Source organism: Tranquillimonas alkanivorans, assembly GCF_900115595.1.
Classification (GTDB): Bacteria; Pseudomonadota; Alphaproteobacteria; order Rhodobacterales; family Rhodobacteraceae; genus Tranquillimonas; species Tranquillimonas alkanivorans.
On the sequence record NZ_FOXA01000017.1, the window covers coordinates 1 to 14,640 of the forward strand.

The 14,640-nt window shown below is 64.0% G+C and carries 8 protein-coding genes, 1 tRNA gene and 1 pseudogene; 3 read left to right on the forward strand and 7 right to left on the reverse strand.

Going from position 1 to position 14,640, the window contains the following annotated elements; all coding sequences use genetic code 11:
• Positions 1–861 precede the first annotated feature (861 nt).
• The 5 genes and pseudogenes from BM162_RS22450 to BM162_RS16525 form a co-directional block, all read right to left on the reverse strand.
• Positions 862–1,881: a hypothetical protein gene (locus BM162_RS22450; protein ID WP_143096185.1), complete on the reverse strand. Its 1,020-nt coding sequence runs from the start codon at positions 1,879–1,881 to the stop codon at positions 862–864.
• A 51-nt stretch (positions 1,882–1,932) separates the two neighbouring features.
• Positions 1,933–2,769: a hypothetical protein gene (locus BM162_RS16515; protein ID WP_143096186.1), complete on the reverse strand. Its 837-nt coding sequence runs from the start codon at positions 2,767–2,769 to the stop codon at positions 1,933–1,935.
• Positions 2,770–2,927: 158 nt separating this feature from the next.
• A complete protein-coding gene (locus tag BM162_RS23305) occupies positions 2,928–3,689 on the reverse strand; it encodes a site-specific integrase (protein ID WP_245759306.1) in 762 nt (253 codons plus the stop codon).
• Between the two features lie 240 nt (positions 3,690–3,929).
• Positions 3,930–4,100: pseudogene (locus BM162_RS23530) on the reverse strand (DUF6538 domain-containing protein); the annotation flags it as partial.
• Between the two features lie 80 nt (positions 4,101–4,180).
• Positions 4,181–4,267, reverse strand: a tRNA-Leu gene (locus BM162_RS16525).
• A 139-nt stretch (positions 4,268–4,406) separates the two neighbouring features.
• Between BM162_RS16525 and BM162_RS16530 the strand changes: the two genes are divergently transcribed.
• On the forward strand, positions 4,407–5,402 hold the full coding sequence (locus tag BM162_RS16530) for a complex I NDUFA9 subunit family protein (RefSeq protein ID WP_093424485.1): 996 nt from the start codon (positions 4,407–4,409) through the stop codon (positions 5,400–5,402).
• 7 nt (positions 5,403–5,409) lie between these two features.
• Here the strand turns inward: BM162_RS16530 and BM162_RS16535 are convergent, their stop codons facing one another.
• On the reverse strand, positions 5,410–6,213 hold the full coding sequence (locus BM162_RS16535; protein ID WP_093424415.1) for an undecaprenyl-diphosphate phosphatase: 804 nt from the start codon (positions 6,211–6,213) through the stop codon (positions 5,410–5,412).
• A 212-nt stretch (positions 6,214–6,425) separates the two neighbouring features.
• Here BM162_RS16535 and BM162_RS16540 point away from each other — a divergent pair, with 212 nt between their 5' ends.
• The gene (locus tag BM162_RS16540; protein ID WP_093424416.1) at positions 6,426–7,859 is read left to right on the forward strand and encodes an NAD(P)-dependent oxidoreductase; all 1,434 of its coding nucleotides are present in this window, start codon (positions 6,426–6,428) and stop codon (positions 7,857–7,859) included.
• A gap of 310 nt (positions 7,860–8,169) precedes the next feature.
• On the opposite strand, the gene BM162_RS16545 is transcribed toward BM162_RS16540, so the two are convergent.
• Positions 8,170–9,789: an OmpA family protein gene (locus BM162_RS16545; protein ID WP_093424418.1), complete on the reverse strand. Its 1,620-nt coding sequence runs from the start codon at positions 9,787–9,789 to the stop codon at positions 8,170–8,172.
• 227 nt (positions 9,790–10,016) lie between these two features.
• Here BM162_RS16545 and gltB point away from each other — a divergent pair, with 227 nt between their 5' ends.
• The gene (gltB, locus tag BM162_RS16550; RefSeq protein ID WP_093424420.1) at positions 10,017–14,549 is read left to right on the forward strand and encodes a glutamate synthase large subunit; all 4,533 of its coding nucleotides are present in this window, start codon (positions 10,017–10,019) and stop codon (positions 14,547–14,549) included.
• The last annotated feature ends 91 nt before the right edge of the window (positions 14,550–14,640 follow it).

Sequence of the window (14,640 nt, forward strand, 5' to 3'; positions counted from 1 at the left end):
GGCGCGGGGATCCTGCGCTACCGGACACAGGGTGGGGCGAAGTACTCGATCCGAGCATGGAGTGGTTGCCCATGATGTCGTGAACAGGCTGAGGCGGGGGCCTATAGCCCACGTTGAGGGGACGAGATGCTATTAGATACTTATAGCAGTCTGTCCCCCTAATGGGTCTTAAGCCCCCGGCTCACCCTGTCGGCTTCTCCCGTACTTGTGGCCGCTCCCCACCCCGTACTGCAGTTCTGTCACGGTATCCCTGAACTGGTTGACGAAGGATTTCCCCAAATCTCGGGGAACGGCCATATACGGTAACGTACCCACCGGGGGTGGCACTCGCCCCGCCCCCTCCTTACCAAAGCGCATCCACGGCTTCAGAGCCGCCCGCAGAGGTCGTTGAAACTGACTGTGTAGGGAGGGCGCTTCCGCCTTTTATGGCGGCTCCACGGTCACCTCAGCGCCTCCCTGAGGGGCTGACCCACCTAGACAACCCGATGTCGGAGCAGTCCCGCAGTGAACGCGCTCCGTCGGAAGGTCGTGTTTCGCGACGGGAATAAGCGCCGTAGTAGAAACCGTAGTAGTTCACGACTGGGTTGCACCACGGGCAAACTTGCTAAATCATTGGTTTTGCAGGGCACGACCCGAAGGGTTAGCCGTGATGACGCCCCGAGACGGAACACAACCCTTCTCCTGGGCACCATTTCGGCAGATTAACCTACTGATCGTGCACTGTTTCTCGCAAACAGGCCGCGCGCCGTAGTAGGCCGGCTGCGCTGATAGGGGCCTTGCATTGTCAACGGTTCTTCGCTGTATACGCTTGTTCACCTGCAGACCGATGCCTTCTTACGCCGAACAATCCGACGGCACCAACTAGAACGCATAGGGCTCAAAGCGTAACGCGATAAGTGGCGTCCCTCCGCTGTAATAGTCAATAGAGCTCGTTACCTCGGAGTATCCAACATCAAGAGACAAGCTCTTGGTCAGCTCGACGGATGCACGAATAGACCAAGCGTCGTCTTCCCGATCGAATCCAAGCACGCGACCGCCCGCGAGTTCCTCGTATTCCACAGACAGCTCGATACTTCTATCCCGCAACACGGTCATCAATCCGACTTCAACTTCGGTGCGAGGGGCGAGCGCTCCGCCTTCCACTTCCTCGCCCAAAGCAAACCCGACATAACTTGCGAAGTTCTTGCTGTGCACAGTGAGAATCGAAGTGGTCAGTTGAGTTTGCGAATCGTTCTCGTCAAACTCCTCTCGTATGCCAATGGAGGCGAGGTGATGATGATTTGTTGCAGATGAGAATGCCTTGGAAACCTCGAACGCTAGCTGTTGTTGCACGCCTTCACTCAGTTCTTTTTTATGTGCCCAAGCCGAGTAGCACGCATCTGCGTACCACCAATCCGCCATGTGGTTTTTGCTACACCCAACGAAGAAGGCTGAATTTACAGACGTCTCGTGTGCGGGCGCATATGCGGCAGATACACCACCCGCAAAATCAAGGTATCTTCCGGGTCCCACGGATTGTCGTCGTTGCGCACCAATAGCTCCGCCAAGCAGCCAACCTTCTGTTTTTTCGTACGATTCATCTGGATGAAATCGGAAATCACCTAGCTCAAGAACTCCGGTCGGATTCCCGCCGTTGATATTGCCGGAGTACGCTAGTGTTGGCGTTACGTAAGCTGTCCCGTAAGTTCCTGCGTTTTGGTCGAGGTAACCTTCCCGGACGGTGGCAGCGTGGAAATCCGCCCCATCTGCGGGATGAATGATGCCATCTTGACCACGCTCGATGGCGCACCACAAGAGAAGCCTGTCAGACTGTCCAACCGCACAACTGGCGTTCGCCACCTGCGGGAGCAGTAATGCACCCCCGCAGGTGACTACCGACAAGACTGCATCCTTGGCCAGCCTCAGCCAATGATTTACAGCAGTCGACATTGTTTAGCGGTTACCCGCAATGGCTCCGGCGACCGACGGGTTCGCCGCATTATCGTGATAGATGCCCGTCACGCCTGTCGCACCCGAGCCGTGGAACGACCCATAAATACTGCCGTCAGTTTCCGTGACGCCCCGGCGTCCAATGGCGATACGATTACTTGCGAATGTGCCATTCCGCACGTCAACCGGAATGTCGCTCCCGGTCATGTAGGTGCCCGGGTTTGTGCCGGTTTCCCCTGTCTCAAAGTTCTTCCACACAGTGTCCGGGGTCTGTGCGTCAATCTGAGCGTTTCCATTCGTGAAGTCGACAGTCATTTCAAAGGTTCCGTCTTCGATCTCGGAGCCATCTCTATAACCGATAACATTGGTGCCTCGATAGACGTATTCGCCTGATGGAATGTCGGATGGCTTTTCTCCTGCCGTGAGGAGCATGTTCGCATCGCTGTTCTCGAAGTACGCAATAACTACAGGGGAATCAGTGTCCTCGTAGCCGATCCCTCTAACCGCCGTGCCGTTCACCCGAAGGTCTCCGGCATAAAATGTGCCATACTCGTTGCTACCAATTTCCTCTTCATGCTCTAGGGTAAGGGTCGGATCAACGGTGCTAGAGCCAAAGTTCGCGGCAACTTCTTGTGCCTCGGGAACCATCGCGAGAAGTACGGCGGTCTCGCCTCCTTCGGTGACCTCACCGCGAACCACACCGGCATCGTCAGAGAAGGTTCTGAGGACAGATGCGGAGGCACCATCGGCAGGCGGCTCTGCGCTTGTGCCTCCGCCTGAGCCACCGGAACATGCAGAGACGGTGAGGGCTAGCGGAATGATCAACAGACTATTTTTCATCTTCTACTCCTAGTGGATGGCGCGACCTTAATCGCTCTTTCGGCGCGAGCAACCGCCGCGCGAAGTTGGCGATGTGGTTTCGGCGAGCGGACGAAACGCTGAGCTTTGCGTGCAACAGCGTATGCAGCGAAGCAGCGGCAGCGTACGCGCCCGTCGCATCATCCGCCGAGTGCTGTGCGTTCCATCCACTCGCGAAGGACGGCGAGTGGGTAGCCGCGTCCATAGCTTGCGCCGACCCCCGAGGGCGCCCACCCTCCGATTTGGTCGACGATATCAGGTGGGCATTCCACGGCACGGAGTCTGTCTCGCATCGAGTGCCTGAGGCTGTGAACGGTACGGCCGGCTTTGAGGTTGTTCTTCAACCATTTCGACAGCGCTGCGCTTGCAGAGTTCGCGTTGCACCGCGCGTCGTCCGTGTATCGAGGGAACAGATGCATTCCTCTAGTTTCTGCGGTGGCTTGCTGTGCCGCCCAAAGCGAAGAACCAACGAGGGGTATGCTTCGTTGGCTGCTACGCGTCTTTAACGTTCTCCAAGGGTGCGGGCGAATGTGAAGCATCGGCCCATCAGGGTGGTCTAGCTCGACGTCCTCACGCGCCAATCCGACGATTTCGGCTAGCCTCGCCCCTGTGTCGGCTAGTAGCGCGAGTATCCACCTCAGTTCATCGTCAGTTTCTTTGCACGCTGCCTGAACCTGCCGAATCTCGTCATCCGAGAACGGTTCGCGTTGCGTCACGCCTTTGGCGCGGTCGAAGTAGACACCTGCGAACGGATTCCGCGCATCAAGCCCCCACTCGGCGCAGGCAAAGTTGAAGACTGCTTTGACCGTCGTAAACGTGCGACTGACAGACGATCCGGCCATTCCACGGTTGAACAACTCATCACGGAAGCTCGTCGCATCGCGCCGTGTGTAGTCGTTCAACGGTTTATCGCCCGCGATACTAGTAAGGTAGCCCAACGCTCGCCTAGCCGCTGACGAAAAGGTATTGGGTTTTCCTGCCCCTTTATGCTTAAGGTAAAGCTCCACGGCCTCGCTCATCAGCCCGGCGGAAGCCCCCGGTTGCGCTCCAACCGGCAGAGGTGACAGTGGAGCGGGTGTCGGCGTATTCGGCTGCTTGAGGAAGCCGTCCAAGACCGACGCAGGGCTGCCACGCAGCGAGCGCCACTGCTCATCGAGCTTGCTTGATAGGTCGCTAGCTACCCTCTGAGCTTCCGAGCGTGAGCGAGTGCGCAAGGAGAAGGCGATGCGGGGCGTTCGGTAGTGGTGGGCGAGGTCCTGCGGGACCATTCGCTGAAAGTAAAAGACACCGGACTTGCGGAAGGTATAGGGCATTTCGGCTACTACAGTTCCTACTACGGCGCGCGGCCTGTTTGCGAGAAACAGTGCACGATCAGTAGGTTAATCTGCCGAAATGGTGCCCAGGAGAGGACTCGAACCTCCACGTCCATACGGACACTAGCACCTGAAGCTAGCGCGTCTACCAATTCCGCCACCTGGGCCGGTGTCGTGAGGCCGGGGGATAATGGTGGCGGCGGGGGGTGTCAACACGGATTTCGCCGATACTCGAAAAGGAATTGCGCCTTGTCTGCACCGGGGGTGCTCGGTAAGACCGGGGTGACCGCAGACACGGGGTTTTCCATGGCCAAGCTCGTCACAATCTACGGCGGATCGGGGTTCATCGGGCGTTACATCGCCCGGCGGATGGCCAAGCTGGGATGGCGGGTCCGGGTCGCCGTGCGCCGTCCAAACGACGCCCACTTCACCAAGACCTACGGTGTCGTCGGGCAGGTCGAGCCGGTGTTCTGCAACATCCGCGACGACGACAGCGTGCGCCGAGTCATGCAGGGTGCGGACGCCGTGGTGAACTGCGTCGGCATTCTGGCCGAGGCGGGCAAGCAGACGTTCGAGGCTGTGCAGCAGCAGGGCGCGGCCCGCATCGCCCGCATCGCGGCCCAGGAGGGCGTCGAGCATCTGGTCCAGATTTCGGCCATCGGCGCGGACGCCGGCAGCGACAGCGCCTACGCGCGCACCAAGGCCGCAGGCGAACAGGCCGTGCAGCAGAATTTCCCGGGGGCGGTCATTCTGCGCCCGTCGATCGTGTTCGGGCCGGGCGACGGCTTCTTCAATCGCTTCGCCTCGATGACGCGGCTGAGCCCTGTCCTGCCGCTCGTAGGGCCTGACACGAAGTTCCAGCCGGTCTACGTGGACGATGTCGCCCATGCGGCCGAGCTGGGCGCCACCGGCCGCGCGGAGCCTGATATCTACGAACTCGGCGGCCCTGATGTCGAAAGCTTCCGCGACCTAATGGCGCAGATGCTGCGGACCATCCGCCGCCGCCGCATGATCGTGGGGCTTCCTTTCGGACTTGCCCGCATCATGGGCCGATTCTTCGGCGGCGTCTCCAAGGTGTCGGGCGGTATCCTTCAGGGCCCGATCACCGAGGATCAGGTCGAGCAGCTCAAGCGCGACAACGTGGTGCACGAGGGCGTGAAGACTTTCGCGGATCTCGGGATCGTACCGACGCCGACCGAGGCGGTGCTGCCGGATTACCTGTGGCGCTTCCGACCGTCGGGCCAGTACGCCGAGATCAAGGAAAGCGCGCGCAACCTGCGGCACAAGGGGCCGCAGACTTAAACGCCGCTCAGGTATACGCGATCCACAGCAGGATTACCCCGAGCACGATCCGATAGATAACGTAGGGCGTGAAGCTGATCACGCGTGCCAGTCGCATCATGACGGTCAGCGCCAGCAGCGCTGCCACCAGTGCAAGGGCCGCCGCGATGGCGCCGTCGCGGGCGACGGCGGCGTCGGCGGTCGCGGCGACCTCGGCCCCGAGCAGGACGCCGGAGGCCATGATGGTCGGTATCGACATGAGCATCGCCAACCGCGCGGCGTCGTGACGCTCGTAGCCCAGCAGACGGGCGGCCGAGATGGTGATGCCAGACCGCGACGTGCCCGGGATCAGAGCGAGCGCCTGCCATAATCCCATCGTGAAGGCGTGGCGAAGGCTCCAGCGCTCGGCGGTGCGGATCTCGGCGCCCTTCTGATCGGTCCAATAGAGCACGATGCCGAAAACGAGCATCGTCCAGCCGATCACGGCGGTGGATCGCAAAAGCAGGTCCCAGTGCATGAGCTTGATGATCAGCCCCGCGAAGGTGACTGGCACCGTCGCGATGACAAGGCAAAGTGCGAGCCAGGAGCCCTGGCTGTCGATCCGTCCGCGCACCAGGTCAGGCAGGCCGGACAGCGCGAGGCGCACGTCACTCCAGAAGTAGAGGATCACTGCGCCAAGGGTCCCGACGTGCACGGCCACGTCGATCACCTGTCCCTGATCTTGCATGCCCGTCAGGTTCGGCAGCAGGATCAGGTGGCCGGAGGAAGAGATGGGCAGGAACTCCGTCAGGCCCTGAATCACGGCCACGAGGAACAGGTGGAACAGGGTCATTATGGGGCCTTCTGCGGTGCGGCGCCAATCTACTTCCATCCGCTGAAATGGAAAGACCTGCATATAGGTCCGGTTCGGCCCAAATATGGACCGAGAAAATCGGCCGCGGCGAAGATCGGGTGTCTGATTTTCCGAACTAGGTCAACATTGCTGCCTTTTCTTTTCCGTGCGCTCCATTTATCAAGCGCGCAACCGAGATTGGAGGCTTGTCGATGGCCAAGCAGAAGATGCTGAAATTCGTGGACGTGCAGCGCGACATGCCGGACAAGCGGCCGCCGGATCTGCGCCGCGCGGACTTCAGGGAAATCTATGGCGAGTTCGCGACCGAGAAGGCGGGCGAGCAGGCTGGCCGCTGCAGCCAGTGCGGCGTGCCCTATTGCCAGTCGCACTGCCCGCTGCACAACAACATTCCGGACTGGCTGCGGCTGACGGCCGAAGGTCGGCTGCGCGAAGCCTATGATATCAGCAAGTCCACCAATACCTTCCCCGAGATCTGCGGCCGCATCTGCCCGCAGGACCGGCTGTGCGAAGGCAACTGCGTGATTGAACAGTCGGGCCACGGCACCGTCACCATCGGCGCGGTCGAGAAGTACATCACGGACACGGCCTGGGAAGAGGGTTGGGTCGAGCCGATCCGTCCCGCACAGGAGCGCCCCGAGAGCGTTGCCGTGATCGGCGCGGGCCCCGGTGGTCTCGCCGCCGCCGACATGCTGCGGCGGGCCGGCATTCAGGTGACGGTATACGACCGCCACGATCGCGCGGGCGGGCTGATGACCTACGGCATTCCGGGCTTCAAGCTCGAGAAGCACGTGGTGATGCGCTACGTCGACCTGCTCAGCGAAAGCGGCGTCGAGTTCGTCCAGAACTGCAACGTGGGCGAGGACATCTCGTTCGACGCCATCCGCGGCAAGCACGACGCCGTCCTCATCGCCACCGGCGTCTACAAGGCGCGCGACCTGCAGGCGCCGGGCGTAGGGGCTCAGGGCATCGTGAAGGCGCTGGACTATCTCACGGCCTCGAACCGCAAGAGCTTCGGCGACGACGTGCCCGAGTTCGAGTCCGGTGAGCTGAATGCCGAAGGCAAGCGCGTGGTGGTCATCGGCGGCGGCGACACGGCGATGGACTGCGTGCGCACCGCGGTCCGCCAGGGCGCGACCAGTGTGAAGTGCCTGTACCGCCGCGACCGGACGAACATGCCTGGCTCGCAGCGCGAAGTCGCCAATGCCGAGGAAGAGGGCGTGGATTTCGTCTGGCTGTCGGCACCCAAAGGCTTCACGGGCGAATCCGTGCAGGGCGTGATGGTTCAGCGGATGCGCCTTGGCGCGCCGGACGCGACCGGACGCCAGGTGCCCGAGCTGATCGAGGGCTCGGATTACGTTGAAGACGCCGACCTCGTGATCAAGGCGCTTGGCTTCGAGCCCGAGGAGCTTGTGCGGCTTTGGGGAGTGGAAGGGCTGGAAGTGACCCGTTGGGGCACGATCAAGGCCGACTTCCGCACCCACGCCACCAGTCTGCCCGGCGTTTACGCCTGCGGCGACATCCAGCGAGGCGCGAGCCTTGTGGTCTGGGCGATCCGCGACGGGCGCGAGGCGGCGCAAGCCATGATTGACTATGTCACCCAGGGCGCGGCCATCGCCGCTGAGTAGGCAGCCGCCGCGCGCCGCCACCCATGGCGGTGCGCGGCCGTAGAACTGCGAAGGAGGAACGCCCGGCGGGCGCTTCTCCTCCGCCATTACCTAGCCCATCGAACAGGTCGGCTTCGGGCGGCCAGGCAACGGAGAGCGGATGGCGCACGCGCTACACCAGATGTCGAACGGACGCGGGAGGGACGCGAAGTGCGTGCCGCACGCCCTGTCGGCGTACGGGCGCGCGCATGGAAAAACGCCGCCCCCGGTGTCCCGGGGACGGCGCGCTGGTCCGGCTTGCCGCCTCATGAAGGGGCTGCGCAGCCTCGGCTTACTGAATTGCCTTGGCTGGGATCAGGCGAATCTCGACGCGGCGGTTTTCTTCCGCGCGTGCGGTCTCGCTCGCCGCATCCTCGACGTCATTCTCGCCGGCGGCGTCGATCATGATGTTCGCCGGGTCGACGTCCATGTCGAGCATCGCCTGGCGCACGCTTTCGACGCGGCGCTGCGACAGGTCGAGGTTGTACTGCTCATCGCCGATCGGGCTGGCATAGCCCACCAGAACGGCCATCGTCTGGCTGTCCACGATGTCCGCGGCGTCGCGAATGTTGGACATGGCGGCATCGCTCAGCTCGGCGCTGTCGAACGCGAACTCAACCTCTTCGATTGCAAGCGCCTCGACCTCCGCGGTGGCCGCGGCGATGTCGATGGTCGGCTCGGCTTCGCGGTCGATGGCAACATCGACGCCTTCCTCGCGCGAAGTTTCCACCTCGGCCCCGCGTTCGGCGGAGACGGAAACTTCCGGCTCGCCCATCTCGGCGGTAACCTGCGCCGTTTGCTGGCTGACCGAGACGTCCGCCTCGCCTTGCTGCACGTCGACCGTCGGCGCGGCCTGGCTGACCTCGACGCTCGGTTCGCCCTGCGTCACGCTGACCTCGGGCTGTGCCTCGGCGACGGTGACCTCGGGTTGCTGCGCGTCGACCGAAACCTCGGGGGCACGCTGCGACACGTCGACCTCGGGCTCGGCGTAGTCCACGTCGATGTTCGGCTCGGCCTGGTTCACCGTGACGACCGGCTCGGCGTTCTCGACCGTTACCTCGGGCTCGGGCTGCACGACGGCCACTTCCGGCTCGGGCTGGGTAACCGAGATGTTCGGCTGCGGCTGCGTGATCTCGACTTCGGGCTGGAACTGCCGGATCGTGACCTCGGGTTGCGGCTGGTCGATGGTGACCTGCGGCTTGGACTGCGTCACGTCGATCTGCGGCTGCGCCTGCTCGACCTCGATCTCGGGCTCGGGCTGCGTCACGGCGACCTCGGGGGCCGGGGCCTGGACGTTCACCTCGGGCTCGGGCTGCGTCACGTCGATGTTCGGCTGGGCCTGCTCGACTGCAACTGTGCTCTGTGGCTGCTCGACCGTGATCTCGCTGGGCCGCTGGCTGACGGCAACGCCGGTGGCTTCGCGCTCGATCGTGATCTGCGCCTCTTCGGGCGTCACGGCGACGCGGGCCGGGCGCGCTTCGACGGCGACCGTCACGCGCTGTTGCTCGGCGGCCTGCTCGGTCGTCAGGGCACCGGCCGCCTGGGCCTTGGCAATGGTCTCGTAGATGGTAGCCTGGTCCGAATAGCCTTCGACGGCGAGGCCGGCTTCGGCAAGAAACTGCTGCGCCTCGAGCATACGGATGTAGCAGACGCCCTCGTCGTAATTCACCGCGGCGTCCTCGGCGGCGAGGATCAGCTGTTCGAACTCGGGCTCGATGTCGGCGTAATCGGGTTCAGAGCGGATGGTTTCGCGCAGTGCGGCGACCTCGGCCTCGCAAGTCAGGCGCTGTTCGTCGGCCGGAGTGGCGACAGTTTCAGGCGCCTGCGTCTGGGCCTGGGCGGTCATCGGAGCGGCGACAATGATGGCGGACATCGCGGCGCTGGCAAGCAGCTTCGGGTCTCGGATCGTCATGGCGTCCTTCCTTTCTGTTCAATCTGGCGGCGAACGGCCGACTGCCCTTCGCTCGTCCTGACCCCGCCAACAGACTGCGCCGGTCCCTGTTCCGGGCCGCGCGAGAAACGTGATCGCCGTCGGCTGGCGCATCGCCGCCGCGGACCTAATTCCGGAGCAGCGCGAGGACGGGCACCCATGCCCGCCGCGCCCGCGCCCGGCCCCTTTTCTTTCAGAGGACGCGTCCAATGACCAAATTTGACACTGATTGGGCTACTCGCGAAGCGGCCCGCCGTGCCTGGATGGCCGAACATTCACTCTATCGTGATGAGGACGAGCGCGCCTCGTGCGGCGTAGGCCTGGTCGTGTCCATCGACGGCAAGCCCAGCCGGCAGGTGGTGGCCAACGGGATCGACGCGCTCAAGGCGGTCTGGCACCGCGGCGCGGTCGATGCCGACGGGCGCACGGGCGACGGCGCGGGCATCCACGTCCAGATCCCGGTGCCGTTCTTCTATGACCAGATCAAGCGCACCGGCCACGAGCCCCGCCCGGACGAGCTGATCGCGGTCGGCCAGGTATTCCTGCCGCGCAACGACTTCGGCGCGCAGGAAACCTGCCGCACGATCGTCGAATCCGAAGTCCTGCGCATGGGATACTACATCTACGGCTGGCGGCACGTTCCGGTGAACATCGACTGCCTGGGGACGAAGGCCAACGCGACTCGGCCCGAGATTGAGCAGATCCTTATCTCGAACTCGAAGGGCGTCGACGAAGAGACGTTCGAGCGCGAGCTCTACGTGATCCGCCGCCGGATCGAGAAGGCGGCCGCCGCCGCGCAGGTGCCGTCGCTGTACATCTGTTCGCTGTCGTGCCGCTCGATCATCTACAAGGGCATGATGCTGGCGCAGGACGTGTCCGAGTTCTATCCGGACCTGCTGGACGAGCGCTTCGAGAGCGCCTTCGCGATTTATCACCAGCGCTATTCGACCAACACCTTCCCGCAGTGGTGGCTGGCCCAGCCCTTCCGCATGCTGGCCCATAACGGCGAGATCAACACGCTGAAGGGCAACCTGAACTGGATGAAGAGCCACGAGATCCGGATGGCCTCGGCCACGTTCGGGGACCTGGCCGAAGACATCAAGCCGATCGTGCCGTTGGGCTCGTCTGACTCCGCCGCGCTCGACTCGGTGTCCGAAGTGCTGGTTCGCTCCGGCCGGAACGCGCCGATGGCGAAGACGCTGCTGGTACCGGAGTCGTGGTCGAAGCAGGCCGAGGAGCTGCCGAAGGCCTGGCGCGACATGTATTCCTACTGCAACTCGGTGATGGAGCCGTGGGACGGTCCGGCCGCGCTGGCAATGACCGATGGCCGCTGGGTGTGCGCGGGGCTCGACCGGAACGGCCTGCGCCCGATGCGCTATGTCGTGACCGGCGAAGGACTGGTGATCGCGGGCTCCGAGGCCGGCATGGTGCCGGTCGACGAAAGCCGCGTGGTCGAGAAGGGCGCGCTCGGCCCCGGCCAGATCCTCGCCGTCGATATGGCGGACGGCCGCCTTTATCACGACACCGAAATCAAGGATCGCCTCGCCGCCGCGCAGCCCTTCGGGGATTGGGTCGAGAAGATCACCGAACTCGACGACGAACTGGCCGCCGTAACCGAGACCGCGATGTTCAGCGGGTCCGAGTTGCGCAAGCGACAGGTGGCGGCCGGCTACTCGATCGAAGAGCTCGAGAGCATCCTCGCGCCGATGGCCGAGGACGGGAAGGAAAGCATCGCCTCAATGGGCGACGACACCCCGTCGGCCGTGCTGTCCGAGAAGTACCGCCCGCTCAGCCACTACTTCCGGCAGAACTTCAGCCAGGTGACGAACCCGCCCATCGACTCCCTGCGGGAGTTCCGGGTGATGAGCCTGAAGACACGCTTCGGCAACCTGAAGAACGTGCTAGACGAGGATTCGTCGCAGACCGAGATCCTGGTGCTCGACTCGCCGTTCGTCGGTAACGCGCAGTTCGACCGGCTGGTGAAGTCGTTCAACGCGCCGATGGTCGAGATCGACTGCACGTTCCCGGCAGGGAACGGATCGCTGTCCGAGGGGCTCAAGCGCATCCGGGCCGAGGCCGAGGACGCCGTTCGCTCGGGTGCGGGGCACCTTGTTCTGACGGATCAGCACCAGAACGAAGCGAAGGTTCCGATGCCGATGATCCTGGCGACGTCGGCGGTGCACTCGTGGCTTACGAAGAAGGGCCTGCGCACCTTCTGCTCGCTCAACGTCCGCTCGGCGGAATGCATCGACCCGCACTACTTCGCCGTCCTGATCGGCTGCGGCGCAACGGTCGTGAACGCCTATCTCGCCGAGGACAGCATCGCCGACCGGATCGACCGCGGCCTGATCGACGGCACGCTGACCGAGGCGATGGGACGCTACCGTAAGGCCATCGACCAGGGCCTTCTGAAGATCATGTCCAAGATGGGCATCTCGGTGATCTCTTCCTATCGCGGCGGACTGAACTTTGAGGCGGTGGGCCTGAGCCGCGCGATGGTGGCCGAGTACTTCCCGGGCATGCACTCGCGCATCTCGGGGATCGGCGTCGGCGGTCTGCAGAAGCAGGTCGAGAAGGTGCACCAGCTCGGCTGGCGCAGCGGATCCGAGGTGCTGCCCATCGGCGGCTTCTACAAGGCGCGCCGCTCGGGCGAGACGCACGCCTGGGAAGCGCAGTCGATGCACATGATGCAGGCCGCGTGTGACCGCGCCTCGTTCGAGCTGTGGAAGCAGTACTCCGCCAAGATGCGGAACAACCCGCCGATCCACCTGCGCGACCTGCTGGACATCAAGCCACTGGGCAAGCCGGTGCCGCTGGAAGAGGTCGAAAGCATCACCTCGATCCGCAAGCGCTTCGTCACGCCGGGCATGTCGCTGGGGGCGCTGTCGCCCGAGGCGCACAAGACGCTGAATGTGGCGATGAACCGGATCGGCGCGAAGTCGGACTCGGGCGAGGGCGGCGAAGACCCGGCGCACTTCCACCCCGAACCGAACGGCGACAACCCCTCGGCCAAGATCAAGCAGGTGGCGTCGGGCCGCTTCGGCGTGACCGCCGAATACCTGAACCAGTGCGAGGAGCTGGAGATCAAGGTCGCGCAGGGCGCCAAGCCCGGCGAGGGCGGCCAGCTTCCGGGCATGAAGGTGACCAAGCTGATCGCTCGGCTGCGGCACTCGACGCCGGGCGTGACGCTGATTTCGCCGCCGCCGCACCACGACATCTACTCGATCGAGGACCTCGCGCAGCTGATCTACGATCTCAAGCAGATCAACCCGCGCGCCAAGGTGACGGTGAAGCTGGTGGCGTCCTCGGGCGTCGGCACCATCGCGGCGGGCGTGGCGAAGGCAAAGGCTGACGTCATCCTGATCTCGGGCCACAACGGCGGCACGGGCGCATCACCCGCGACCTCGATCAAGTACGCGGGACTCCCGTGGGAGATGGGCCTGACCGAGGCGCACCAGGTCCTGGCGATGAACAACCTGCGCGGCCGCGTGACGCTGCGCACGGATGGCGGCCTGCGCACGGGCCGCGATATCGTCATGGCCGCGATGATGGGGGCTGAGGAGTACGGCATCGGCACCGCCGCGCTGATCGCCATGGGCTGCATCATGGTCCGCCAGTGCCAGTCGAACACCTGCCCGGTGGGCGTCTGCACACAGGACGAGCGCCTGCGCGAGAAGTTCACCGGCAACGCCGACAAGGTGGTGAACCTGATCACCTTCTATGCCCAGGAGGTGCGCGAGATCCTCGCCCAGATCGGCGCGCGGTCGCTCGACGAGGTGATCGGGCGCGCCGACCTGCTGAGCCAGGTCAGCCGCGGCTCGGCGCACCTGGACGATCTGGACCTCAACCCGCTGCTCATCACCGTCGATGGCGCGGCCGAGATCCGCTACGACCGCACCCGTGATCGCAACGCGGTGGACGACACGCTCGACGCCGAGATCGTGAAGGACGCCGCGCGCTTCCTCAACGACGGCGAGAAGATGCAGCTGTCCTACGCCGTGCGGAACACGCTGCGGACCATCGGCACGCGGACGTCCAGCCACATCGTGCGCCGGTTCGGGATGCGCAACACGCTCCAGCCCGACCACCTGCATGTGAAACTGTCGGGAAGCGCCGGGCAGTCTCTGGGCGCGTTCGCGGCACCGGGCCTCAAGCTCGAGGTGTCCGGCGACGCCAACGACTACGTCGCCAAGGGTCTGTCGGGCGGGACGGTCGTCGTGCGGCCGCCGATGCACTCGCCGCTGGTGGCGTCCGAGAACACTATCATCGGCAACACCGTCCTTTATGGCGCGACGGCGGGCTATTTGTTCGCCGCGGGCCGGGCGGGCGAGCGCTTCGGCGTGCGAAACTCCGGCGCGCACACGGTGATCGAGGGCTGCGGCTCGAACGGGTGCGAGTACATGACCGGCGGCGTCGCGGTGATCCTGGGCGACATCGGCGCGAACTTCGGGGCCGGCATGACCGGCGGCATGGCCTATCTCTACGATCCCGAGGGCCGGGCCGAGGTGCTGATGAACAAGGAAACGCTCGTGACCTGCCCGGTGACGGTCGAGCACTGGGAAGAGGGACTCAAGTCCCTGATCGAGCGGCACCTTGCCGAAACTCGCAGCCGCAAGGCCGCCGAGATCCTGCAGAACTGGGAGGAAGAGAAGACATACTTCCTCCAGGTCTGCCCGAAAGAGATGCTGCCCCACCTCAGCCACCCGCTGGGGGTCGAGGAGGCGGCGGTTCCGGCCGAGTGATCCACGAATGGCCCGCGGCACACGCCGCGGGTCGTTTCGCTTCCGCCCACACCTGACGCGCTGTCGGCGCTGACGGCTGTTGACGGGCCGC

Coding starts and splice junctions, on each gene's coding strand:
- BM162_RS16515 (WP_143096186.1), bottom strand. CDS start 2,769: ATGAAAAATAGTCTGTTGATCATTCCGCTAGCCCTCACCGTCTCTGCA.
- BM162_RS16530 (WP_093424485.1), top strand. CDS start 4,407: ATGGCCAAGCTCGTCACAATCTACGGCGGATCGGGGTTCATCGGGCGT.
- BM162_RS16535 (WP_093424415.1), bottom strand. CDS start 6,213: ATGACCCTGTTCCACCTGTTCCTCGTGGCCGTGATTCAGGGCCTGACG.
- BM162_RS16540 (WP_093424416.1), top strand. CDS start 6,426: ATGGCCAAGCAGAAGATGCTGAAATTCGTGGACGTGCAGCGCGACATG.
- BM162_RS16545 (WP_093424418.1), bottom strand. CDS start 9,789: ATGACGATCCGAGACCCGAAGCTGCTTGCCAGCGCCGCGATGTCCGCC.
- gltB (WP_093424420.1), top strand. CDS start 10,017: ATGACCAAATTTGACACTGATTGGGCTACTCGCGAAGCGGCCCGCCGT.